Origin of the sequence: Pseudomonas sp. Z1-12, from assembly GCF_051132015.1 — a bacterium.
GTDB classification, from domain to species: Bacteria; Pseudomonadota; Gammaproteobacteria; order Pseudomonadales; family Pseudomonadaceae; genus Aquipseudomonas; species Aquipseudomonas zanjanensis.
Genome location: NZ_CP071647.1, coordinates 2,335,119 through 2,359,968, shown reverse-complemented (window position 1 = coordinate 2,359,968; position 24,850 = coordinate 2,335,119). Strand labels below are relative to the sequence as shown.

Genomic DNA, 24,850 nt, shown 5'->3' with positions numbered 1-24,850 from the left:
AGGGTCGGCATTCGCGGGGAGTTCCAGTGATTTTCAGTAGCCGGTCATTTCCAGGTAACCCATGCCGCCCTGGTTGCCGCTCAGCCGCACCGGGCCTTCCCAATAGGGAATGCGCAAGTCCATCCAGGCCTTGGGATTGAGTGCCTGGGTGATGATGTCGAGTTGCTTGCCGGGGATCTTGATGGCCCAGCGTACCGGCATCGCGCGCCCGGCGACCTTGGCCGTGTCCAATGGCACGAGACTGATCTCCTCGGCGCGCAGGGTTTGCGCCCGGCCCTGGGCATCGATCCAGGTGCCCGTGAGGTAAGGCGCGCCGTGCTTGTGGCGCATGCGATAGAGCATCAAGTGCTCGCCATTGTCCAGGTGCAGGGAGAACCAGTCCCAGCCGGTCTGGTTGGCGGTCAGGGGCTGGCTGCTCCATTCGCGATCGAGCCAGGCCGGGCCGCTGACCGTGTAGCGCTGGCCGTCGACTTCCAGTTCACCGTTGGCCTGGAAAAACGGCTGGCTGTAGTAGTACGACGCCTGGCCCTGTTCGGATTTCTGGCTGAAACCTTGATCGCCCTGCAACACCAACGGACGGTTCGACGTCAGCCGCAAGGCATAGCTGAAGCGTCGGTCCCGAGCCTTCAATTGCATGTCTGCCAACGGCTCGGCCGCTGAAGCCTGGGTGCCGAATTGCCAATTATCGATCCAGGCCTCGAAGGGGGCCGCTTTTACCCCGGCCTGCCCCACCCCACCTCGCGCATAACGCTCGGCGGCATGGTGCACGCTGTCGGAAGTGACCGCCGCATGACCGAGCCAGATTGCCTGGTTGCGCCAACCGCTGGCTTGGGGTGCGGCATCCAAGGCGCTGCGAAACAATGTCCACTGCACGCCGAACTCCCGGCCTTGGGCATCCTTGAGGTTGGCGGTGACGTACCACCACTCGATGCGAAAACCGTCATGCATACCGTGGTCGGCCGGGAAACTGAACACCCGCCCAGGCACGACCGGCGTGAACGCGACAGCCTGGTCGCCGAGGCCGGCGAAGCCCTTTTGCGTCGACGCCGAGTCATCACAACCGCTGAGCAACGCCAGCAGCAACAGGCCGGCTTTAATCTTCATGGGCAAAGCTCCTCAGCAAATCCGCCGGCTGCGTGCGGTACAACGCATACAGCGGCCAGGCCGATGCCAGGAGCGTGGCGAGCATCGCCAGGGCCAGCAACTGCGCCAACTGCAATGGGAACACCCGCAACGGCAGGCGCCAGCCGAAAGCCTGCACATTGATCACCGCGTCCAGGCACCAGGCCAGGGCAATGCCCAGCGGCAAGGCCAGGACCAGGGTCAGCAGCGCCAGTAGCCAGGTCTGGCCGAGGTTGAGCAACATCAACTGCCGACGCGTCACCCCCAGCGCCCACAGCGGCGCCAACTGGCCGAGACGACTCTGGCTCTGGGTCAGCAGGCTGATGAACAACGCCACCCCGGCTACCGCCAGGGTCAGGCTATTGAGGGCGGCGGTGGCGGCGAAGGTGCGTTCGAACACCTGGGTCGACCAGCCCTTGAGCCGGGCTTGGTCGACAATGCGGCTGTCATCCAGGCCGAACCGGCCCTGCAATGCCGTCACCAGCGCCGGGATCGCGGACGGTTCGATGCGCAGGTTGAAACGGTTCGGCGTCAGGTTCGGCCAGTGCGCCAGCAAGTGCTCGACGTTGACCAGCACATGGCCCTTGGGATTGCCGTAATCGGCGTAGACGCCGACGATGCGCAGTGCCCAAGGTCCCTGCGGCGTCGGCAAGGTCAACCGATCGCCGATACTGACCTTGAGGCGTCGGGCCAGTTGTTCGCTGAGCATGAGGGTGTCGGCGGCGGCCAACTGCTCCCACGGCTTGTCGCCGGACGATTCCAGCAGCGGCCAATGCTGGCGATAGTGAGGGTGGTCGAGGATGCCATGGATATCCGTCGGCCAGCCCTGCAACGGGAGCGAGACTTGCCAGAGGGGCACAACGGCAATAATCGCCGGTTGCTGCTTGAGCCAGGTATGCAGCTCTTCGGCCTGGGCCGGGGTTTGCGGGTTGATGTACAACTCGGCGCTCAGCCGTTGTTCGAGCCAGTTGCTGAACGTCTGGCGAAAGCCGGCGGTCATGCTGCCGGCGCCGATGTTCGCCGCCAATGCCAACAGCAGGGCCATCAGCGCGAGGCTCAGGGTCGGCAATTGTTGGCGGCAATCGGCGAGAAACCATTGCCCGAGCACCGAGCGGCTGCGGCGCAACAACCACGTCAGCACGCCGCTGAGCAACACCGGCAAGGCCAGTGCCGCACCCAGCAACAAGGCGGTCATCAGGACAAAACCACTGGCCAGGCTGTCGCCCCAGACCAACGCCGATGCGGCAATCAACGCCGCCACCGTCGCCACCCAACCCTGGCGTCGCAGCCAGCGCCCATGGGCTTGATGCCAGGCTTGGGGATTGGCCAGCGCCAGCAAGGGCAGGCGCGCCGCCCGCAACAGGCTGTCGGCGCCAGCCAGCAAAGCACCGAGCAGGCTCAGGCCGACACCGCTGAGCCACCACGCCGGGCTGAGGTTCAAGTGCCCGGCCACCTCGGCGCCATACAAACCCCGCAGGCTCGCCGCGACATCGGGCAACAACAGGCTCGCCAGCCAATAGCCGCTGAGCACCCCGGCGATCCCACCGAGCAAGGCCAACCCGCCCAGCTCAATCGCCAGGCTGGTGAGCAGTACCCGCGCACTGACGCCACAGGCCCGCAGGGTTCGCAACAGACTGCGGCGCTGTTCAAGGGCCAGGCCGATGGCCGCGTGAACGATGAGCAGCCCCACCACGAAGGATAAAAAGCCCAGGGCGTCGAGGTTCAGGTGGAAACTTTCGGTCAGGCGCGAGAGGTTGTTTTCTTCATCGGCGCGCTTGAATTGCAGCCGATCGCCGAACGCCTCCGGCAGCGCATCGCTGAACGTCGCGGGCAACAGCAGCCGCGACAGCTGGTCCGGCATTCCGAGTACCGCTTGGGCAAACCCGATGTCCATCAACAGCATGCCCGGCGCCATGTCCTCTTGGACATGCAGCGGCGGCAGGGGTCGTCCATCGACGGTTTGGGGCTGGTCGCCCTCCCCCAGCCCCAGGGCCTGCAAAGTCTGCGGGGCGATCCAGGTACGACCGGGACTGGTAAAGAACTCCACCACCTCGACCATCTCCCGCGCCTGTCCCGCCAACGCCGCACCGGGCGGCAGCGACACCGGGTCGATGCCCATCAGTTGCAGACGCTGGTCCTCGTGCCCCTTGAGCACCACCCGGGCCTGCAACACCGGCGACACCGGCCAGCCCTGGCGCCGCAAGTCGACAAACCATTGCTGAGGAAAGGTGCCGCCGCCGGGTGCAGTGAGGCTGGCCTGGGGTTCGCCGCCGATCAGTTGGCTGGCCCGGGCGTAGCTGTCCCGGGCCTGACTGTTCAGCGCTTGCACGCCGGTGAGCAGACTGGTGGCGAGCCAGAGGCCAGTCAACACGCTGAAGAACTGCACCGGGTGCTGGCGCCAATGGCTGAGCAGGGCCTTGAGGGTCTGGCGAAAAATCATCACCCCTGGGCCACCTGCGCCAACCGTCCGCCATGCAATACCACGCGTTGGGCCAGGCGAGCCGCTACCCGGGGACTGTGGGTCACCATCAACAGGCTGGTGGGGCTGCCCTCCAGCAGTTCCAGCAACAGTTGCAGCACTTCGTCACTGGTGGCTTCGTCGAGGCTGCCGGTGGGTTCGTCAGCCAGCAACAAGGGCGGTCGAGAAGCCAGCGCCCGCCCCAGCGCCACCCGTTGCTGCTGCCCGCCGGAAAGCTGCTCGGGGTAACGCCGCAGCAACCCTGAAAGCCCGAGCCGCTGCACCAGATGGGCTTGCCAGGCCGCGTCATAGCGACCGCACAAGCGGGCCTGAAACGCCAGGTTGTCCTCCACCGACAAGCTGCTGATGAGGTTGAACTGCTGGAACACCAGGCCGATTTCCGTGCGCCGCCAATTCGCCAGCTGGCTTTCACTCATGCCGTCGAGTCGATATTCGCCACTGCGAATGCTCCCGTGATCGACCTTGTCCAGCCCGGCAACCAAATGCAGCAAGGTACTCTTGCCGCTGCCAGATTCCCCCATCAGCGCCAGGCTGCTGCCGGGCATCAGGGTCAGGTCGACGCCCTGCAACACCGGCAACGGGCCTTGGGGTGTGGGGTAGCTTTTGAACACTTGGCGGACTTCAAGCATGGACAGCCTCGACGGGTGGGCGTGAGGCTCAGGATAGCGGAGGTTGGGCACACTCAACACCTCCACCCACTCACCCACTCACCCACCGCCATCGCGAGCAGGCTCGCTCCCACAGGATTTACCGTTGATCAATCCGTGGCGTGATGGCTGGGTAGCTTTTGTGGCGAGGGAGCTTGCTCCCGCTTGAGTGCGCAGCGCTCATCGCTTTTTTTGGGGCCGCTGCGCGACCCAGCGGGAGCAAGCTCCCTCGCCACAGGGTCGTGCAAGACCTTGTGGGTATCCAACATCATCGCAAACTGACCCTCCGACATCGCGAGCAAGCTCGCTCCCACAAAGAGCCCAGCGCATAGGGGCCTTCAATCAATGCCCCGCCGCCATTTCGGCCTGGCCAGCAGCCGGCGTCACGATATGGTCCAGGTCAATATGCTTCCAAGCCGGTTTCGCCCCCAACCGCGCATTGAAACGATAGTTGAACGTAAACTCATCATCCGTCGGCTGGCTCAACGACCTGCCATAAACCGATTCAACCCCAACCGGGTCATACCCCATCAACTGCAACAGCGTCGGAAAGATGTTGTAGTGGCTCGAACGATCCTTGTTCCGCGCCCAGGCGCCACGCCAATCAAGACTATTGAATTGGCGACCCTGGATCACCACCAACGGCACCAACCCCTCTTCAGGCATCGGGTCGCCACCGCAATGAGTGTTGAGCCCAGGATTGCCACGCTCGTGCAGATCCTGGCCATGGTCGGAGGTGTAGATCAGCACCGCTCGGCTCAAATCGGCTTGCTGGAAGACTCGCTTGAAGAACTCGCCAACGTTCCACAGCAAAGTGTTCTGGTACGCGTTGCGGTACAGCAACCAGTCATCTTTCTGCCCATCGAAGCCGTCGCGGCTGCCGGTATCGGCCACTTCCTGGAACTGCCCGCGCGGCAAGGCCGGGCGGTAATTTATGAAGTCGTCGGGGTATTTGTCGTGTACCGGGAAATGCGCCCCCACCTTGTTGATCACCACCAGTTCAGCCTGGTGATCGTCCAGCAGTTCGATCAACTTCGCCGCCGCCGCCATGTCGCGGTCGCGCACGCGGGTCTGGTCGAATTGGACGAATTCATCGATGTCCTGTTTTTCCAATTCGGTCATCAGGTTCTGCAAGTTGCCACCGGTGCGCTGGGCGTCGATGTAGACGGTACGCAAGCCGGCCTTTTTGGCGTACTGCCAGATCGACGGCCGAGTGCTGTTGATGCGTATGTAGTCGGTCCGCGTCCCCCCGTAGCGCAACGTGACATTGGTGTCGGCGCTGCAATTGGCTATGGACGCCGCGTAGCCGAAATTGAACATATCCACGCCCTCGGGCGGTGTCTTCAGGCCGCTGCGCACGCCAAACGGGGTGTTGATATCCAGGTAATTGCCGCCGACGCTTTCGTCGATGATCAGCACTATGTCCTGATCGATCACGGATGATCGCCGCGTCAGGGTGACCGGCTCCCGGGGACCGATCGTGCTGTGCAAGGACTCATAGGCCAAGAGGTTCAAATAGGCCAACGGCGTGTACATCACCGGCAGGCCGCGCGCCCCTTCGCCCGCCCGCACGAACAACACACCACTGAGCAACATCACCCCCAGCACGGGCGCGACCACAGGCAGATAACCGGGCACTCGCAGCGTTCGTCGAGGCTTGAGAGCGATGCCGAACAACAGTAACAAGCCACCGATCACCGCGTTGATGATCACCTCGCGGTACTGATAGGCCGCCTCCTGGATAAACCCTCCCGAGTACACCAGCGAAACGAACTGGCTGTAGGTCAGGTAACTGTCCGTGACCTGGGTGTACACCTCGAAAAATACCGCTGACACGAACAACGCCAAGGCAAACACATGCCTCACCAACGTCTGGCGAATGTAGGCGCTCATCCACAGCGCCAGCACCAACACCACGAACATGGCGCCGAACAGCACGGTCGCCAAGCCCAGGCCCAACGCGTCGAGACGCTCGAGGTAAGCGTCGTACCCCTTGAGCAGGTACAAAAACAGCAGCAATTCCTTGAGGTAGCGGGCCATGTTTTTCCTCGACCGGATCGCGGTGTCGAAAGCGCTTCGTTCCTGCACGTTAGCAGCCGGTTTTCAAAGCGCAAGAAACATCCCCCACAACACGCGTCAAAAAAAAGTTACCCCAAAAACGACACGAAAATAGGTAACAAAATATAAAAATCTATGGATAACGACCGTTTATCGCTTTGTTAAATGCCGGCAATCCCCAGTAAAACAGCCACTTTGCTAGAACAGTCAATGACTTGATATCAAAAGGCCCGATTTCACATGAATTGCCAACACTGACAACTGTCATTTTGCTGACACGCTTTTCTGAAGCTGCGCTATACCCCTCTAAACAGTTTCATCCGAGTTACATCATTCGGTTTGCGAGGCGCGCCAAAAATGGACGTGAGCGTATTTGGTACGGGGTATGTCGGGCTGATCCAGGCGGCTGCAATGGCTGACGTCGGACACCGCGTTTTGTGCATCGACATCGACCCGAACAAGATCCGGCAACTGCAACAGGCTGTGCCAACCATCAGCGAGCCGGGACTGTCCAATCTGCTCGAAGACAACATCAAGGCCGGACGCTTGTCGTTCAGTTCCCAGGCCAGCGACGCGGTCAATCATGGCGAGTTGATCTTCATCGCCGTCGGCACGCCCGCCGATGAAGACGGCTCGGCCGACCTGAGCCATGTGCTGGCGGTCACCCGGCAAATCGCTGATTTCATGGACAGCGACCGCACCCTGGTCATCAAGTCCACGGTGCCGGTGGGTACCGCCGACAAGGTGGCCGAATGCGCCCGCCAGGCATTGGCCCGGCGCGGCCTGAAACAGCTGAACGTACGCGTCGTGTCCAATCCCGAGTTTCTCAAGGAAGGCAGCGCCCTGGCCGATTGCATGCGTCCGGACCGGATCATCGTCGGCACCGCCGATCCAGTGGCCCGCGACCAGATGACGGAGCTCTACGCGCCCTTCTGCCGCAACCACGAAAAACTGATGTTCATGGACAACCGCAGCGCCGAACTGACCAAGTACGCCGCCAACGCCATGCTCGCCACCCGCATCAGTTTCATGAACGAACTGGCCAACCTCACCGAACGGCTGGGTGCCGACATCGAAGCGGTGCGCAAAGGCATCGGCTCGGACCCGCGCATCGGATATCACTTCATCTACCCCGGCTGCGGTTTCGGTGGTTCGTGCTTTCCCAAGGACCTGCGGGCCCTGCTCCACACCGCCGAACAAAGCGGCATGCCACTGCGCCTGCTGCGCAGCGTCACCGACGTCAACGACAGCCAGCGGCACATCCTCTTCGAAAAACTGGCCAAGCAGTTCCAGGATGGCCTGGCCGGCAAGTCGATTGCCATCTGGGGCCTGGCGTTCAAGCCCAACACCGATGACATGCGCGAAGCCCCCAGCCGCTACCTGATGGAAGCCCTGTGGCGTGAAGGCGCACGGGTCCAGGCCTACGACCCGGAAGCCATGTCCGAATGCCGTCGCCTCTACGGCTATCGCAAAGACCTCAACCTCTGCGCGACCCGCGATGACACCCTGGAAGACGCCGATGCCCTGGTGATTTGCACTGAGTGGAAGAACTTTCGCGTGGTGGATTTCGACCTGCTGGCCAGCAAGTTGCGCGCCCGGGTGATCATCGATGGCCGCAACCTGTACAACCCCGAACACCTGGCCGCCGCCGGGCTGTTGTATCGCGGTATCGGGCTGCGACACACCGTGCCCGGCACCCCGGCGCCAGGGCCGCAAGCATGAACATCCTGGTCACCGGCGCAGCCGGTTTCATCGGTGCCCACGTCGTGCTGCGGTTGCTGCGCGACGGTCATCGCGTGTGTGGGCTGGACAATTTCAACGACTACTACGACCCGCAACTCAAGCACGACCGCATGGCCTGGGTGAACGGCCAGGTCGGCAGCTTCCCCTTGGCGCGGCTCGACCTGGCCGACGCGCCGGCCATCGATGAACTGTTCCAAACCCGGCGCCCGGACGTGGTGATTCACCTCGCGGCCCAGGCCGGCGTGCGCTACTCCCTGGAAAACCCCCAGGCCTATGTCGACAGCAACATCACCGGGTTCCTGAACATCCTGGAAAACTGCCGCCGGTATCCCGTCAAGCACTTGATCTACGCCTCCTCGAGCTCGGTGTACGGCGCCAACACGCGCATTCCTTATTCAGTCCAGGACAACGTCGACCACCCGTTATCGCTGTATGCGGCAAGTAAAAAAGCCAACGAGCTGATGGCCCACAGCTACAGCCACCTGTTTGGCATTCCCTGCACCGGCCTGCGGTTCTTTACGGTGTACGGCCCTTGGGGCCGGCCGGACATGTCGCCGATCCAGTTTGCCCGCGCCATCGCCGAAGACCAGGTGCTGCAACTGTTCAACCACGGCGAGCACCAGCGGGATTTCACCTACATCGACGACATCGTCGAAAGCATCGCCCGCCTGATCGACCGTGCGCCCCAGGTCACGCCCTTGCTGGATCACGAACAACCAGACCCGGCCACCAGCCGCGCGCCCTGGCGGGTCTACAACATCGGCGGCCAGCACCCGGTGGCGCTGCGCACCTACGTCGCGCTGCTGGAAAAACACCTGGGACGAACCGCCCGCATCGAGCTGCTGCCCCTGCAAGCCGGCGATGTGCTCAACACCTGCGCCGATGCCAGCGACCTGGCGCGGGCCACCGGCTTCCGGCCGTGCATCGCACTGGACGACGGCCTGGGTCGTTTCATCCAGTGGTTCCTCGATTACTACCCACTGCCTGCCCACGCGCCGCTCGCGGCCCAACCTCAGCGGAGGAGTCTATGACCCGACATGAACAAGCCATCGAGATCAATGCCCCCGTGCGTGACAAACGCATCGATCCCGACCACCGCAGGCGCCTGGACGCGGCCATCCACCGCCAGGGCCGTGGATGGTTGACCGGCCGCGACGGCGGCCGGCCCTGGACGGTCTCGCGCACCAACCGTGTGCTGGCCTGCCTCGGCGCACTGGCGATCCTGGTGATGTTCTGCCCGCTGTTGCTGGGCCTGGCACTGCTGGTCAAATTTTCCAGCCCGGGCCCGGTGCTGTTTATTCAGAAGCGCACCGGTTATCGCGGGCGGGTGTTCGGCATGTACAAGTTCCGCACCATGGTCGCCGACGCCGAGGCCCTCAAGGAGTCGCTGCGCCACCTCAACAAACACGGCGCCGAGGCCATCGATTTCAAGATCGACAACGACCCGCGCATCACGCCCATCGGCCGATTCCTGCGTCGCAGCAGCCTCGACGAACTGCCGAACCTGATCAACGTAGTGACCGGCGACATGCGCCTGGTGGGCCCGCGGCCGACCTCGTTCAACGCCTATCGCTACAAGGACAACCATCTTGTGCGCCTGAGCATCTACCCCGGCATGACCGGCCTGTGGCAGATCTCCGGGCGCAGCAATATCGACTTCGACCAGCGCGTGGAATTGGACCTCAGCTATATCGCTGAACAAAGCCTGTGGCTGGATTTGAAGATCCTGATGCTAACCCCCTTCAAAGTTTTCAGCGGCCACGGAGCGAGTTAAATGGACGGTTCAACGAATATCCTGACCATAGCCAGCCCGAGCGAGACCAACCTGACCTCGACCGTGCTCGACCCTTCCCTGCGGATCCTGCTCTTGACGTCCGCCAACACCGGCACTGGCACCAGCACCAGCGCCATGGCGCTCGCCGCGCAACTGGCGCAGATGAGCAACGGTCGCGTCCTGTTGGTGGATGCCAGCCAGTCACCGCGCAACCTCAGCCAACAGCTGTCGTTGCACAAGGAGCGCGGCTTCACCGACCTGCTGTTCAACAGCCTTGCCCCACCCCTGTTGCAGGATTGCGTGGTGCAGGCGTCCAGCCTGCCCTTCGACGTGCTGCCCCACGGTCGCCTCGGCCGTAATGCCGACCACCTGAGCCCCGAGCGGCTGCGCCCGCTGTTCAGGCAACTGGCGGCGCAATACCGCTTTGTGGTGATCGACGGCGACGCGGTGTATTCGGCCAGCGACACCCTGGTGCTCAGCACCCAGGTGGATGGCGTGGTGCTGGTGGTGCGCGGTGAAGACACCCGCTGGGAAGTGGCCCAGGCCACCCGCCAGCGCCTGTCCCAAGCCGGCGCGAAAGTGGTCGGCAGCGTGTTCAACCGCCGCAAGTACTACATGCCCAAGTGGCTCTACAACAACCTGTAAGCCTGCAAAAGGATGACGAGATGAACGCCAAGATGCTTGTCCTGTTGTTGCTGCCGCTTGCCGGTTGCTCCAGCACCACCGATACCCGCTCGATGCCGGTGCAGATCCTCACGGCCGCGCCGGCCAACGCTCAGGCCACGGACATGCCCAGGGTCGAACAAACCCTGAGGCCCCAGGATGTGCTGGATGTAATTTTTCACATCGACACCACCTCGTCCCAGGCTTATCGAGTGCAACCTGGCGATCAGGTTGCCTTGAACTTCACCGCCGCCAGCCAGCTCAACGGCACGCAACAGGTGATGCCCGACGGCAGCATCGAACTGCCGGGCGCCAACACCTCGGTGAAAGTCGCCGGCCTGACCACCGACGAAGCCCGCCTGGCGGTGCAGCGCGCCTACAACCAGAAGATGCTGTTCCAACCCAACCGCAACCAATTGACCGTTCTGGTGACGAGCCCGCTGTCCGGCGAGACGAACTTGCGCAACACCCTGACCCACCCGGCCACGGGCATGAGCCGGGAAATCATCGTGGGCCGGGATGGCTACGCCAGCTTCCCGGAAATCGGCTCGGTGCCGTTGCAAGGCATGACCGTCACCCAACTGGAAACCTTCCTCAACGAGCGCTACGCACAGTTGCCCGGCCACATGACGGTGGATGTGCTGCTCAAGTCCACCGCCGGCAACGAGATCTATGTCCTCGGCGAAGTGGCGCAGCCGGGTTCCTACCCGATCCGCCGGCCGATCTCGGTCCTCGAGGCCCTGACCCTGGCTCGTGGCACCAACGTCAAGGCCAGGCTCGACTCGGTGGTGATCATGCGTCGCAACGGCAATCAGGTTGAAGCCCGCCACTACGACGTGGAGAAGGCCCTGAGCGGTGACGCCTCGCAGATCGCCTACCTGCAACCGGAAGACATGCTGTATGTGCCCAAGACCGGCTTGGCCAAAGCCGGTGAAATGGCCAGGCAACTGGCCGACGTGGTGCTGTTCCAGGGCGTTGGCGTCAGCTTCGGCTACGACCTCGACAACGACAGCAGCGGCAACTGACCCAGGTGAATGATCATGAACCCCAAGGAAAACTATCTGCACGAGTTCTTCAGGATCTTCTTTGCCAACAAGCAGTGGGTGAAGCGCGTCTTCCTGATTTTCGCCCTGATCGCCCTGGTGCTGCCGTTGATGCTCAAGCAGAGCTTCGACATCACCGCCCAGGTGATCGTCCAGTCGAAAAAACTCTCCCAGGGCGACGCCACCACGTCGCTGAACCAGGAAAACGCCACCTTCATCCCGCCGTCCCTGGCGGACATGGAAACCGAGAGCAATATCTTGCGCTCGCCGGCGCTGATCCGGCAGACCATCAGTGTCCTGCGTGAACAGGGTGAATACACCCCAAGCCCCGGCATTCTCAACAAATGGGTGAGCGAACCGCTCAAGCGCTACATCACCCAGCCCCTGCGCGAGTACGTCGTCAATCCGCTGCGCGATGGCCTGGGGCTTGAGGTCGATCCGGTGCGCGACACCGTGCTCGATACCCTGACCGACGAGGCCATCGAAAACCTGAAGATCGAGACGCTGCCCGGCTCGAACGTCATCTCCATTGTCTACAGTTTCGGCGACCCGGCCCAAGGCACCCGGTTCGTGGCGCAACTGCTGCAGAACTACCTCAGCAACCGCCAGGACCTGCAGTCGATCGAACTGCCGCAGACTTTCTACGAGCAGAAGAAAGCCCAATACCAGACGCGCCTTGACGGCTTGGAAGGCAACCGCCTGACGCTGCTTGAAGGCGTCGGCTCTTCCGATCCCAAGGAAGAAATCACGTTCCGCTTGAATGCGATCAACACCGAGGAGCAGGCCCTGAACCTGTACCGGGATCGCCTGCTGCAAAGCCAACGCTGGCTCGATTACCTCAAGACCAGCCTGACGGCGGCGAACAGCTCGCGGTTCAACGACTACACCTTCCCGTTCACCTTCACCACCACCGTGGACAACATTGCCTTCGAAGACCGGGAAATCCGGCAAATGGGCGAGCAATTGACCAGCCAGGTGAGCCGCTACATGAACGACCTGGCGATCTTCCAGCCCAGCAGCGAACCGATGCTGCTGGCCCGGGAGCAAATCGTGCGCACGCGCCAGCAATTCCTCAAAGTGGTGAACAACCGCATCCAGGAACGCACCACCGACCTGGCGGTGGTCAGCTCGGTGATCAACCAGAAAGTCGAACGCATCGCAGCCTTCAAGGAACGCATCCACCAGTTGCAGGAAACCCAGAGCAAGCTGCGGCAGATGGACACCGAGATCAACGCCCTGCATGCGGCCTTCTCGACTTATGCCCAACGCTTCGCCGAGGCCAGCACCGCGCGTTCGCTGGACAACGACCTGTCCAACGCCCGGGTCCTGAGCCCGCCGTTCGAACCCACCGCCGCGGCCTTTCCCAAGCCGATGCTGATCATTGTCTTCGGCATGTTCAGCGGCCTGCTGCTGGCGATCGCCCTGGTCTATGTGCGTGAGTTCTTCGATCATCGCTTCAAGCACCCAGCGCAAATCAGCCAGCAACTGGATCTGCCGGTCTTGCTGGTGATCAACGAGCAGTCACCCGAGCAGATCAATCCGCACCGCAACTGGAGCCTGCCCAGCCTTGTCCATTGGGTGAGAAATTGAACGCGCCGTTCGGCCCGTCCCGCCATGACAGCCCCTTGTCGATCATTCATTTGCTCGACAGCGGTGGCTTCTATGGGGCCGAGCGGATGCTGCTCGATCATTGCCTGGCGACACCCGGCCAGCACCAAGTGGTGTTTCTGGCGGCGCCGCCGACCTTGATCACGCGGTTCCGCCAGGCCGGAGTCGATTGCCACCACTGCGCCAGTTGGGCCGAGTTGTTGCAACATTTGCGGCAACGGCGCGCCGAGCGACCACTGATCAATACCCACAACTTCAAGGGTCTGTTGTTCGGCTGGTCGGCGGCCACGATGCTGCGCCTGCCGCTGGTGATTACCCAGCACGGCTTCACGCCGCGCAGTCCAAAGCAGCGGTTCTATACGTGGCTGAGCCTGCAACTGTGCCGTACCGCGCCGGTCAAGCGTGTGGTTTGCGTGGCCGAAAGCATCGCGGCGCTGCACCGCCAGGCCAGCGTGCGGGCGGAAAAACTCGATGTGATCCCCAACGGCCTGCCCGCCGTCACGACGCCGCTGCCCCACCACGCCGACAGGCAGCGCTGGCGGGTCGGCTACGTCGGTCGGTTGAGCAGCGAGAAGGGCCCGGACCTGTTCCTCGACGCGATGATCCCGCTGTGCCAGCGCCATGCGTCGCTGCACGCGGTGATGCTCGGCGACGGCCCGGAACGCCAGTCCTTGCTCAAACGCATCACCGATGCCGGGCTGCCCACGCGCATCGAACTGCCTGGTTATCAGACAGACATGAACGGCTGGTGGAGCCGCCTCGATGCGCTGGTGATCAGTTCACGCACCGAAGGCACGCCGATGATCCTGCTCGAGGCCATGCAGGCCGGCGTGCCGGTGGTGGCGTTCGGCGTCGGCGGCATTCCCGATATCCTGCAAGACCGCCACAACGGCCTGCTCGCTACACCGGCCGACAGCGAGGCGCTGGCCCGCCAGATCGAAACGCTGTTCAGCGAACCACCCCTGGCGCAGATCCTCGCCGACAACGCGCGGTGCACCCAACGCGACCGCTACGACCTGCGCACGCTGGCCGAACGCTGGTCACAACTCTATATCCGCACGGCACGGGAGGCTCGGCCATGATCGTCCCGCTCTCGATCGTCAGTCTGCTGGGGCTGGTCTGCCTGGCATTGCTGGCCAGTCCTTATCCGTTCCTGGCACCGGGCGCAGTGTTTGGCCTGGTGGGCGTCGCCATGCTGTACCGCAAGCCCAGCTGGGGTTTGCTAGGCATTGCCGCGCTGCTGCCGTTCGAAGGCCTGTTCAAGGACAACGCGTTTTCCGGCAGCAAATTCCTCGGCGTGGCGCTGATCCTGATCCTGATGCTGCAGTTGGCCTTGCACCAGATCCCTGGGACGCGCCTGCGCAGCAATATCTGGAAGCCGTTGCTCGGCTTCATGGCGTTGTATGGCCTGAGCCTGTTGATCTCGGAAAACATCGGCGTATCCCTGACGCATCTGCGTGAACTCGCCGTAGGGCTGATTCTGTTCGTGATCGCGCTGCTGATCGGCCGCGAGCTGAACCTGGATATGTTCGCCCGGCTGATGACGGTGAGCGTCGCCACGGCCTGCGTGCTCGCGATGTTTTCAGCCCGGTATCAGGATCAGGGCCGCGCCTCGGGTTTGCTGGAAGACCCGAACGCCTTTGCGCTGTTGATTGCGTTTACCGTACCCCTGGCATTGTTGTTGGCCATACGCAGCCAGAACCTGTTGCATCGGTTGTTCTGGGGCGGCGCTTTCATCCTGTTGTTGGGCGGGATGACCAAGACCGAATCGCGTTCAGGGCTGGTTGTGCTGTTGCTCAGTTTAATGATCGGCTTGTATCACTATCGGGCGCAGCTACCTCGCATACGTCCTCGGCACCTGGGGTTCGCGATGCTCGGCCTGGCACTCATGGTTCCGGTGACAGTCGCCGTGATGCCGGCTGGCTACGTGGCGCGCATCCAGTCGTTGAGCATCCTCAGTTCCGGCACCAATGCCCACAAGGACGGTTCCTTGGGTCGTCGCGCCTCCTACATTGTGGTGGGCAGCCAGATGATCCGAGAAAACCCGATTCTCGGTTCCGGCCCCGGGACGTTTCCGCAGCACTACGCCCCCACCGGCTACGCGAAGGCATTCTCGGCCAATCGCAAAATGGGCGATCTGTACCGCCAGGCCCATAACACCTACCTGGAAATCTTCAGCGAAATCGGCGTGCCAGGCGGCTTGATGTTTGTCGCTACGATTGGGCTGGGCCTCTATAACCTGATGCGCGCGCGCCAACTCTGGCTCCAGCGCCGGGACTGGGCCCAGGCGGACCTGCTGACGCACTTGGGCATGAGTTTCCTGTCGCTGGCGTTGTTCCTGATGTTCCTCAGCGCGCCGAACCACAAGTTGCTGTGGATCATGCTCGCCTTGACCAGCATTTTGCGCTACGACGCCGAACAGGCCGAGCCGCAGGAGGCCCGTTCATGAGCCGCGTAAGCATCATTATCCCGATGTACAACGAGGCCCGGCACATCGGCCGCACACTGCTGGCGGCGCAGGAAGCGGCTCGCCAGGCGCGGCTGGATTGCGAGTTGATCGTGGTGGACAACGGCTCCGACGACCATGGCCCGCGCATCGCCAACGAGCTGGGCGCGCGGGTGTTGATCGTACCTGGCGTGCACATCGGCGCCCTGCGCAACCGTGGCGCGGCGGTCGCCAGTGGGGAATGGCTGGCGTTCATCGACGCCGACATGGAAATGCCGGCCGACTGGCTCAAGTCACTGCTCGAAATGGAAGGCCGCCAGGGCGATGTGCTGGGGCTTGACCTGGACACGCCCGGCCAAGCGCCGTGGTTCGCACAGGCTTGGCAGCGCCGCAGTCAGCGTCCGGGCTCCCGCCCCTTGCATCGCGTGCAATGGTTACCCAGCGCCAATCTGTTGATGCGTCGCGCCTGGTTCGAACGGGTCGACGGTTTCGACGAGACCCTGCGCACGGGTGAAGACAAGGATTTCTCCCTGCGCCTGCGTCAAGCCGGTGCGCAGTTGTTGCTGGTCAACGAAAGCGTGGCCCTGCACTGGGGCTATGAAGGCAGCTGGCGCGAATGGATGAGCAAGGAGCTGTGGCGCCAGGGCAGTCACTGGCAGTTGTTGCGCAGCCACGGGCCGAGCCTGCGCCTGCTGCGGTTTCCCGCGCTGTCCATTGGCACCTGGGGCATGGATTTGCTGGCACTGATCGCCCTGCTTCAGGGCCAGGCGCGCCTGGGGCTGATGCTGTTGTTCATCAGCACATTGCCGGCCTTGGTCCTGAGCTTGCGCCAGAGCCAACGCGACCCGCGCCTGACCTTGCAACTGTGGACCTTGCACGGGGTGCGCCTGCACCTGACCGGTGCCGCGCTGCTGCTCAATCTTTTCCAACGGAACGTCAGGAGACCTGCCCGTGGCTGAATATCTGTATTGGTCTTGCCTGTTGCTGCCGGTGTACGCCTACCTCGGCTACCCCGTGCTGTTGACCTTGCTCACTCCGCTGTTTCCGGTACGCCGCTACATCACCGCAGTGCCCATGGACGTCAGCATCATCATTGCTGCCCATAACGAGGCGCGGCACATCGAAGCGAAATTGCGCACGCTGCTGGCCCAGGATTACCCGGCGCGCTCGCTGCAAATCATCCTTGCCAGCGACGGTTCCACGGACGACACGGTGGCCTGCGCGCGCAACGTCGTCGACCCGCGGATTACCGTGCTCGACCTGCCACGCCAGGGCAAGGCCGCCGCCCTCAATACCGGCGTGGCCCACAGCAACGGCGACATCCTGGTGTTCACCGATGCCGACAATCAATGGTTTCCCGACACCCTCGGCCATCTGCTGGCACCGCTAGGGGATCCTGAGGTTGGCGCCTGTGCCGGCCATATGGAGATTCCCGTGCCGGGCAAGGGCCTGAGCCTGGGCGATAGCCTGTATCGCCATTACGAAGGCTGGTTGCGGCGGGTGGAGAGCCGCACCGATTGCATGGTCTCGGCCGACGGTGCCCTGTTGGCTTTACGCAGGGTTTTGTTCCAACCGATACCGGCGCAAGTCAACGATGACTTTTTCCTCAGCACCTGCGCGCCGGCCGCCGGCAAGTCCATTGTCTACGTACCCCGGGCCCGGGTGACCGACCAGGGCGTGGACGAAGCCGACAAGCAGTTTCGCCGCCGCCAGCGAGTCACCGTCGGTGGGTTGCAGAGCCTGGCCCAGCGCCGGGAGCTACTTAACCCGCTGCGTCACGGCCTCTACGCCATCGGGTTGATCAGCCACAAATTGATCCGCCGCCTGGCGCCAGTGTTGCTCTTGCCGCTGTTGCTGAGCAACGCCTGGCTGTGGGACGACCATCCGTTCTATCGCCTGAGCCTGGTGGCGCAGTTGCTCGGCTACGCCATGGCACTGATCGGCTTGATGGACGCTGGCCACCGGTTGCCCCGGCCCTTTCGCCTGGCGGCGTTCGTACTGGTGACACTGGCGGGCATGAGCATCGGGCTGTGGCAGTTCCTGCGGGGCCAGCGCTACAGCCAATGGAACCCCGAGCAGAATCGCTAAGGAGAAGGGCCGATGTCGATCAAACACGTCTTCAAGCGCACCGGCGGCTGGCTGTACCTGAACACGTCCCTGGGCCGCCACCCACTGCGTGGCGCCGGCGTGATCCTGATGTTGCATCGCGTGTTGAACAACGACCGCGCCGCCGAATTGCCCCATCGCAACGAGCTGTGCGTGGGGCCCGATGCGTTTGAACATTTGCTGATCTGGCTGCAACGGCATTTCGAATGTGTGCCGCTGATGAGCTTGCTGCTGGCCGACCCTGAGAGTGTCCCGAATCGCCCACGGGTGGCCCTGACCTTCGACGACGGCTGGCGCGACAACGCCATGAATGCCTTCCCGTTGCTGCGCCAATACCAGGTGCCGGCGAGTATTTTCCTGTCCACCGACTTCGTCGGCAGTCGCCAGCACTTCTGGTGGGAAAGCATCGGCGAAACCCTGTGGGGCAGCCACGGACAGGTGGCCCGGCATTCGCTGATCGAGCAGTTGCAACACGTCGGGCGGCCGTTGCCGGTGCTGCTCGATGATATCGACGATGAGCGCCGCAGCCTGGCGCTGCTGCATTATCTGCAAAGCCTCAAGACCCTCGATCCACGCACCTTGAGCGACCTCACGCAAGCCTGCCCGCACGGCTCGCAACCCCAAGCGCTGGATTGGCCCCAGGTGCGCCTGCTCGAAGATTCCGGCCTGGTCCGCTTCGGCCCCCATGGCGCCAGCCACGCGATCCTGACCGGGCTGGACGACCAGCGCCTGCATGAAGAACTGACCCGCAGTTGGACAGCCCTGGAAAACGGCTGCGCCCAACCTTTGCCGGTGTATTGCTACCCCAACGGCGATAACGACGCTCGCGTGCGCCAACAGGTGGCGGCCCACGGTTTTGCCTTCGCCCTGGGCACCGAGGCCGGGCTGTATCGCAACGATGGCGACCCTTTGAACCTGCCGCGTTTCGGCGTCAGCCAGCGCAACGCCTGCCACCCTGAATTGTTGGCCTGGCGCATTCGCCAAGGAGCCCGGTCATGAATCGCGCACATTACATCAGGCTTTTGGTGTTGAGCATGGGCACGAGCCTGGCGATGATCGGCCTGCGCCTGCTGCGCAACGTGTTGCTGGCACGGATCCTGGGGCCCAGTGAACGCGGGCTGTTGGCACTGCTGAGCACCCTGCCGGACCTGATCAGCGCCACCACCAGTGGAGGCCTGAATTCCGCCGTGGGTTATCAGGCGGCGCAGCATCGCTCGATGAGCCTGTTGCTCAGCCACGTGCTGGTCTTCGGCTGCCTGCTGGCGGGGTTGCTGACGCTGCTGGTGGTGGCGCTGGTGCGCGGGTTCGGCGCCGAACTGGACATCACCCTGCAACTGGGGCTGCTGGCCTGGCTGCTGTTGCTGGCCGTGCCGCTGGCGGTACTAAAGAGCGGCCTCCTGACGCTGCACAACGCCTCCGGCGGCGTCGGTGTGTTCAATGCCTTGCGGCTGATGGAATCCCTGGTCCCGCTGTTGCTGTTCGTGGCGCTGTTCTGGATGTGGAAAGACACGGCGCTGGAAGCGGCGCTGATCAGCTGGCTGGCGGGCCTGAGCCTGGTCGTATTGGCGGGCTGGATGTGGTTGCGCCGAGATCATGCATTCACGCTGCGCTGGGATCGCACCGGCCAGAACGAACTGCTGCGTTACGGTGTCCGCAGTCATCCGGACCTTTTGTTCCAGCAACTGATGATGCGCTCGGATTACCTGTTCATCGGTGCACTGCTGGGCAGCACGGCGCTGGGACACTACGCCATGGCCAGCGCCGCGGCTGAACTGCTGCATATCGTGCCGGAAGCGGTCACCACGCCACTGATGAAACGCCTGCTGCAGCAAGACACAGACATGAAGCGCCTGACCCCGCTGGCCTTGCGCCTCACCGCCACGGCCATGCTCGCCGCCTGCCTGGGCATGGTACTGGTCGGCGAATGGCTGATCGTCACCATGTTCGGCATCGCCTATCAACCGGCGTACCCGGCCCTGCTGGCGCTGCTGCCTGGGGTGTTCGGGTTGTGCTACGCGAGCATCCTGCGCCTGGACCTGCTGGGCAAGGGCCGCCCCGGTAGCGTTTCGTTGCTGATGGGCGTGGGGGCGCTATTGAATCTGGCGCTGAACCTGATCCTGATTCCGAGCTACGGCATCGTCGGCGCCGCCGCCGCTTCGTCCATCGCCTACTTGGGCGTAACCGTTGCCATGCTGGTGATGTATTGCCGCCTGAGCGGCGTGGCGCCGTGGCAGACCCTGATTATCCTGCCCAGCGATTTGCTGCCGATGCGCCAGATGCTGTTGGGGAAATCCGCGTGAGCACCGTCGCCAGCAAAACCGCCATCGCGAGCAAGCTCGCTCCCACAGGGTCCGGTATGTGTAAGCACCACAAATCCCTTGTGGGAGCGAGCCTGCTCGCGAAATCGGTGGATCAGTTGGCGCTGATGTTGCGTGTGACGGCGCCATCGCGAGCAGGCTCGCTCCCACAAAAACCTGGCGCCGAGCACGATTTTCATGACCACCACAAATCAACTGTGGGAGCGAGCTTGCTCGCGATGAGGCCAGTGCAGCGCATGCTCAAAATGAGCGGTTGCCTGTGTTTCCTGCTTTTGGCCACCTCGGCCCAAGCCGCGTCCATGCAGTGGACCGGTATCCGTGACGGCAGCCTGTACCTGCAAACCGACCGTCCGGATGCTGTCACCGTACGCTGGGTGCCCGCCTGGCAAGCCGAGGCCAATGCCGAACACGTGTATCTGCTCGACGGCCACGGGCGCTTGGCGGGCGAACGCCTGGTCAAGGCCGACCAGGTGCGCGGAGAGCAACAATGGCCCTTGCTGCCCGGCGCCGCCAGTTATCGGTTGGAGATTCCCGGCTACAGTTTCCGGCGCTATAGCGTCGAACACGACGCCCGCACCCGTGCCCTGTTCGCTCCGGCCAAGGTGCATTTCAGTGCTGAAGCCCACGATGGCGACGAGCTGTATTTCAAAGTGGCGGCCGGCGAACAGGCGGTGCTGGCAGGCAAGTTCCACGGCGGCGCGCGGGCATTGCAAGCCCGGCGCGTCGCCGATGGCAAACAGCTGCAACTGAACCTCAAGCCGTACCGCGCCTATTGGCAGTTCGACCAAGTGGCCCTGCCGGTGACGGATGTTGAACAAGTCTGGCGCGTGCACGTGCAGGGCAATGGCAAGCTGGCGTTATGGCTGGACGGCACGGCCAACCTGTTCGCCCAGGACCCGGCGCACTTGCAGCCGGTGCGCCAGGCCCCGGGGCAGACCCACCTGACGCTCCACGACGAGGCGCTCGGCACGACCCCTAAACTGGGCATATACCTGCCCTACGAATTACTGCCGCCCTCCAGCTACGCGATGCTCGATGCGCTCAAACCCCAGGCGGCAAGCCTCTACAGTTTTGTCGATGTCATGGCGGCCAAGGTCAATCATGAAGACGCCTTCCGACGTTTGTATCAGGGCCGCTTCGGCATCAGCCAGGACATCACCCTGCTGGCCGCTACCCAGCGCCGGGCAGATCTGCAGGCCGACCGGACCAGTCTCAGCGGTTTGCAAGCCTGGCTCATGTCGACCCGGGCTTCGGGCGGCAACGGCATCCATTACCTCAGCTTTGCCGATGAGCCAAACCTGAACTACCCAGACTTCGCCAGTTTCCAGCAACTGTTCCAGAGCATGGCGGCCCACGTCCGCGCCGACCCTGCCAACGCACGCGCCGGCGTCCGCATCGCCATACCCGCCAGTTCCCGGTTCACCAACGGCCCCTTCACCGACAATGCGGCAGACAAGCGCGGGATCGACTGGGCACGGCGCCTGCTCGCGACGTCCGACGACCAGATCGACGCCTTGGCCTGGCACGAATGGATGATCCGCGACCTGCTGGCCACCCGGGTCTACCGCGACAGCGTCCGTCAGGCCGCCAACCTGGTGGGGCTGGACAGCCAAGGCCGGCCCCGCAAGGCGTTGCTGTTGGACCAGACCAACATGTCCAGCGGCTCGAGCCTGAGCCCTTACGACCAGGAAACCCACTACGCCGCCTTGTGGTGGACGTCGGTGGCAATCAACGCCTCCGCGGATGGTTGGCTCGACATGCTCAACTGGTTCATGCTCGCCGACGAACCTGAATACCCCAAAGGCATGGTGCGGGTGCTGGACGACCAGCGCTTCGAGCTCAAGCCCGTGGGCCTGGCCCAGCAGTTCATCCAACAGCACTGGCTCGACCAGGTGCTGCGCCTGGACAACGACGCGTTTGAAGTCGACGTACTGGCCATGGCCACCGGAAAACAACGCAATCTGCTGGGTGTGAACAAAAGCACGCGAGCCCATCAGGTCAGCCTCGACGGCACGGCCTGCCCTCAGCCAGGCATGACCTTGATGTATTTCGGCCCGGACAACCGCAGCCACAGCGCTGCGCTTGAGTGCAAGGCCGGCCAGGTCGGGTTCCTCCTGCCAGGGGAAACCGTGTTCGCCCTCAGTTGGACAGCTCCCCTTCCCCCCAACCCTGCCACCCGTCAGGAGGCACCATGAACGCTCTGCAAACATTGCGTGATCGCATCCAGAAAAAAGGTCTGCGCGCCGTTCTAAAGCAGCTGTGCAGACGCTACGTATTTGCCCACACCCGACTGGTGTGGTTGGAGCATGACATACGGACCCCGCTCCCCCCCCATAACCTCAAGCCCTACCCACCGATGCGCCTGGAGTTCATCACGGTCGCCAATGCCGATGCTTTTGCCCGGTACTTCGGCGACCGCGTCGAAACCATGCGCGAGTTGGCGGCCGAAGGCTACACCGGCTTGATGTACCTGGATGATCAGGGCGACAGCGTGGGCTTCGCCTGGGCCAGTACACGGGACTATTTCGACCGCCATTTCTACCGCTGCAACTTTCCGATCAAGCCTGGCGAATACTTTCAGTTCGGTGGCGAGGCGATTCGTCAATACTGGGGGACCAGTATCTCGGCGGACATGCAGTTGGAGGTGTGGAAAGTCATGGCGGACCAGGGTTGCAGCACGATGGTCGATGTCTGCGATCTGCAAAACATCCAGGCGATCAAGATGCACATCCGCATGGGCTTCCAGGAGCGCGGGCAGATCACCCACCTCTACCGTTTGTTCGGTCTTTGGCGGTTCCTGCGCAATACGTCTTACGCCGGCACGGCACTGGACGCGTTCCGTAAACCGGCCCAGCCGGCTGCCTCGACGTCGGCGGCCTGATCCCCATGGCGATCCGGTTCCAATGGTGTCGCTCCCTGGGCGCAGCGGATTTTCCTGTATCAGCTTATGAACAGCTGCTGACCCAGGTGGCCGACGCAACACCGTTCAACAGCCTGGCCTGGCTGCAAGCGGCGGAATTCGCCCTGTTGCCCGAGCAGCAGTTGCATGTACTGCTGGGTTGGCAAGACCAGGCCTTGTGCCTTTGCCTGCCCCTGATATCAGGACGTGAACGTATCGGCGGACTGCGGTTCCGAGTGTTGCATCACTTGGGTTTTCCAATGACCGACCGCATCGCCCTGCTGGCGCGCCTGGACGCCGAAGACATGGGTCAGGCGCTGATGCAGATCCGTCAGCACTTGCCTCACGCGTTGCTGCAATTGAATGAAGTGATCGAGCCGATCGGTGAGCAAAGCGTCCTCAGCGCCTGGATGGCGCTGAGTTCAACCGGAGAACGGCGGCTCAGTTGCCGGGTTCCGGTGCATTTGATCAATGACAGTGACCGTCAAGAGATATCCGGCGATCCACGCTACAAATTGCGCCGGGCGCGCAAGCGGATCGCCGCCTGTGGCGCCGAGATCCGCCGGGTGACACCGGATGCCATCAGCATGGGGCAATTGCTGCGGACCCTCGCCGACGTCGAGGCGGTCAGTTGGAAAGGCGAGGAAGGTGTCGGCATTTTCGCCGACTCCAGGCGCCAGCAATGGATGAACCACGCCTTCACCGCCCTCGCCGCCCAAGGCCTGGTGCGGGTGGTGCTGCTGGAGCTGAACGGCGAGTGCATCAGCTATCGCCTCGGCCTGCTGGACCAGGGCCGGCTGTACGATTACAACCTGGCGTTCCTGCCGCAGCATGCCGACCTGGGCAGCGGCCGGGTATTGCTTGAAGAGTGGATCCGCTGGGGGCTGGACGAAAACTGGCGCTGGATCGATGCGTCGCGGGTCAGTCTCAATAACTCCAACCATCAATTGCACGAGCGCATGACCGGCCTGCTGGAACACTGGCGTTGGAGTTTTTATTCCTGGCAGCCTGATGGTTTGCTCCTGGGTTTCGCCTTGCGGCTTTGGAAGAGCCTGAAACCATGGCTTGGCAAGCGCAAGACGAAACCAACCGCGGCGACGTCATCGTCTTCCACCAAGCCCCAGGAGAACACCCATGCCTCGCCGAGCGATCATCAACGCTGACGACTTCGGGCTCAGCCTCAGCGCAAACGCATTGATCCTGCGGGCCTTCGAGACCGGCGTGATCAGTTCCGCCTCGGCCATGGCCAACATGCCGGGTTTCGAGCAAGCCTGTGAATGGGCCCGGCAACCGCTGCTCAACGGCCACGTCGGCCTGCACTTCAATCTCAGCTACGGCCCGCCGCTGGGCCAGGCAATCGCATCGCGCCGGCTTTTTTGCGACGCCAATGGCCAGTTCGACCTGAACCTGTCGCGGTATTGCCTGCGCCTGGGTACTAAGGACTTGGCGGCGGTAGAAGACGAGCTCCATGCGCAATGGCAACACTGTCTGGATCACGGCCTGAGCCCCAGCCACCTCGACTCTCATCAACACGTGCACAATATCTGGCCCATCGGCGAACTGGTGGCCCGCTTCGCCGCCCGGCAAGGCGTGCCCATGCGCCTGGCGCGCAACCTGGGGGTGAACTTGAACCTGCCCAAGCGCATTTTCAAGACCCTGCTCAACCGGCGCTTGCGCAGCCTGTGCGGGGCGACAGCGGATTACGTCTGCACGCCAGCCGACCTGGACCACGCCGCGCCGCCGCAACACGGCTCGCTCGAAGTCATTGTTCATCCGCTGCAATTGGACGGGGATTTTGGCGATGCCAGCCTGATGCCAGGAGACTCGTTGACCCACGTACTGCACAAGCGCCTGGCGGGCGTGCCCAAGGTCGCGCATGACCGGACCACGCGGGTGTTGAAGCTGGTTGAGCATGGGGACGGGCACTGACAGGGACGCGTAGAC

At 63.0% G+C, this 24,850-nt stretch carries 20 protein-coding genes; 16 read left to right on the top strand and 4 right to left on the bottom strand.

Annotated elements, in window-relative coordinates; all coding sequences use genetic code 11:
- Positions 1-33: 33 nt before the first annotated feature.
- From J3P85_RS10495 to J3P85_RS10480, 4 genes are all read right to left on the bottom strand, one after another.
- Entirely contained in the window at positions 34-1,104 is a 1,071-nt protein-coding gene (locus J3P85_RS10495; RefSeq protein WP_434705738.1) for a lipocalin-like domain-containing protein, read from the bottom strand.
- Positions 1,094-3,565 carry an FtsX-like permease family protein gene (locus J3P85_RS10490; protein ID WP_434705737.1) on the bottom strand — a complete coding sequence of 824 codons (2,472 nt, stop codon included), beginning with the start codon at positions 3,563-3,565 and terminating at the stop codon, positions 1,094-1,096. The genes J3P85_RS10495 and J3P85_RS10490 overlap by 11 nt, the downstream gene beginning before the upstream one ends.
- A complete protein-coding gene (locus J3P85_RS10485) occupies positions 3,562-4,230 on the bottom strand; it encodes an ABC transporter ATP-binding protein (protein ID WP_434705735.1) in 669 nt (222 codons plus the stop codon). The genes J3P85_RS10490 and J3P85_RS10485 overlap by 4 nt, the downstream gene beginning before the upstream one ends.
- Before the next feature lie 360 nt (positions 4,231-4,590).
- Positions 4,591-6,288, bottom strand: a complete 1,698-nt coding sequence (locus tag J3P85_RS10480; protein WP_434705734.1) for a sulfatase-like hydrolase/transferase — start codon at positions 6,286-6,288, stop codon at positions 4,591-4,593.
- A 375-nt stretch (positions 6,289-6,663) separates the two neighbouring features.
- Here J3P85_RS10480 and J3P85_RS10475 point away from each other — a divergent pair, with 375 nt between their 5' ends.
- The 16 genes from J3P85_RS10475 (at position 6,664) to J3P85_RS10400 (ending at position 24,835) form a co-directional block, all read left to right on the top strand.
- On the top strand, positions 6,664-8,028 hold the full coding sequence (locus J3P85_RS10475; protein ID WP_411385072.1) for a UDP-glucose dehydrogenase family protein: 1,365 nt from the start codon (positions 6,664-6,666) through the stop codon (positions 8,026-8,028).
- Positions 8,025-9,080 carry an NAD-dependent epimerase gene (locus tag J3P85_RS10470; protein ID WP_434705733.1) on the top strand — a complete coding sequence of 352 codons (1,056 nt, stop codon included), beginning with the start codon at positions 8,025-8,027 and terminating at the stop codon, positions 9,078-9,080. The genes J3P85_RS10475 and J3P85_RS10470 overlap by 4 nt, the downstream gene beginning before the upstream one ends.
- On the top strand, positions 9,077-9,823 hold the full coding sequence (locus J3P85_RS10465) for a sugar transferase (RefSeq protein WP_434705732.1): 747 nt from the start codon (positions 9,077-9,079) through the stop codon (positions 9,821-9,823). Before J3P85_RS10470 ends, J3P85_RS10465 begins: the two co-directional genes overlap by 4 nt.
- Positions 9,824-10,468, top strand: coding sequence for a CpsD/CapB family tyrosine-protein kinase (locus tag J3P85_RS10460; protein ID WP_186708626.1), 645 nt, complete (start codon positions 9,824-9,826; stop codon positions 10,466-10,468).
- 20 nt (positions 10,469-10,488) lie between these two features.
- Positions 10,489-11,511: a polysaccharide biosynthesis/export family protein gene (locus tag J3P85_RS10455; protein ID WP_186708624.1), complete on the top strand. Its 1,023-nt coding sequence runs from the start codon at positions 10,489-10,491 to the stop codon at positions 11,509-11,511.
- A gap of 15 nt (positions 11,512-11,526) precedes the next feature.
- The gene (locus J3P85_RS10450) at positions 11,527-13,119 is read left to right on the top strand and encodes a GumC family protein (protein WP_434705731.1); all 1,593 of its coding nucleotides are present in this window, start codon (positions 11,527-11,529) and stop codon (positions 13,117-13,119) included.
- Positions 13,116-14,219: a glycosyltransferase family 4 protein gene (locus J3P85_RS10445; RefSeq protein ID WP_434705729.1), complete on the top strand. Its 1,104-nt coding sequence runs from the start codon at positions 13,116-13,118 to the stop codon at positions 14,217-14,219. The genes J3P85_RS10450 and J3P85_RS10445 overlap by 4 nt, the downstream gene beginning before the upstream one ends.
- Positions 14,216-15,586 carry an O-antigen ligase family protein gene (locus tag J3P85_RS10440; RefSeq protein ID WP_434705728.1) on the top strand — a complete coding sequence of 457 codons (1,371 nt, stop codon included), beginning with the start codon at positions 14,216-14,218 and terminating at the stop codon, positions 15,584-15,586. The genes J3P85_RS10445 and J3P85_RS10440 overlap by 4 nt, the downstream gene beginning before the upstream one ends.
- Positions 15,583-16,542 (top strand): glycosyltransferase, encoded by a 960-nt coding sequence (locus J3P85_RS10435; RefSeq protein WP_434705727.1) that lies wholly within the window; start codon positions 15,583-15,585, stop codon positions 16,540-16,542. The genes J3P85_RS10440 and J3P85_RS10435 overlap by 4 nt, the downstream gene beginning before the upstream one ends.
- Positions 16,535-17,671 (top strand): glycosyltransferase, encoded by a 1,137-nt coding sequence (locus tag J3P85_RS10430; RefSeq protein WP_434705726.1) that lies wholly within the window; start codon positions 16,535-16,537, stop codon positions 17,669-17,671. Before J3P85_RS10435 ends, J3P85_RS10430 begins: the two co-directional genes overlap by 8 nt.
- A gap of 12 nt (positions 17,672-17,683) precedes the next feature.
- Positions 17,684-18,688, top strand: coding sequence for a polysaccharide deacetylase family protein (locus J3P85_RS10425; protein ID WP_434705725.1), 1,005 nt, complete (start codon positions 17,684-17,686; stop codon positions 18,686-18,688).
- Complete coding sequence (locus J3P85_RS10420) at positions 18,685-19,989, top strand: oligosaccharide flippase family protein (RefSeq protein WP_186708605.1); 1,305 nt, start codon at positions 18,685-18,687, stop codon at positions 19,987-19,989. Before J3P85_RS10425 ends, J3P85_RS10420 begins: the two co-directional genes overlap by 4 nt.
- 263 nt (positions 19,990-20,252) lie before the next feature.
- Positions 20,253-22,202, top strand: coding sequence for a hypothetical protein (locus J3P85_RS10415; protein ID WP_434706348.1), 1,950 nt, complete (start codon positions 20,253-20,255; stop codon positions 22,200-22,202).
- Entirely contained in the window at positions 22,199-22,888 is a 690-nt protein-coding gene (locus tag J3P85_RS10410; protein WP_434705724.1) for an N-acetyltransferase, read from the top strand. The genes J3P85_RS10415 and J3P85_RS10410 overlap by 4 nt, the downstream gene beginning before the upstream one ends.
- A 5-nt stretch (positions 22,889-22,893) precedes the next feature.
- Complete coding sequence (locus J3P85_RS10405) at positions 22,894-24,069, top strand: GNAT family N-acetyltransferase (protein ID WP_434705723.1); 1,176 nt, start codon at positions 22,894-22,896, stop codon at positions 24,067-24,069.
- Positions 24,041-24,835: a carbohydrate deacetylase gene (locus J3P85_RS10400; RefSeq protein ID WP_434705721.1), complete on the top strand. Its 795-nt coding sequence runs from the start codon at positions 24,041-24,043 to the stop codon at positions 24,833-24,835. Before J3P85_RS10405 ends, J3P85_RS10400 begins: the two co-directional genes overlap by 29 nt.
- The last annotated feature ends 15 nt before the right edge of the window (positions 24,836-24,850 follow it).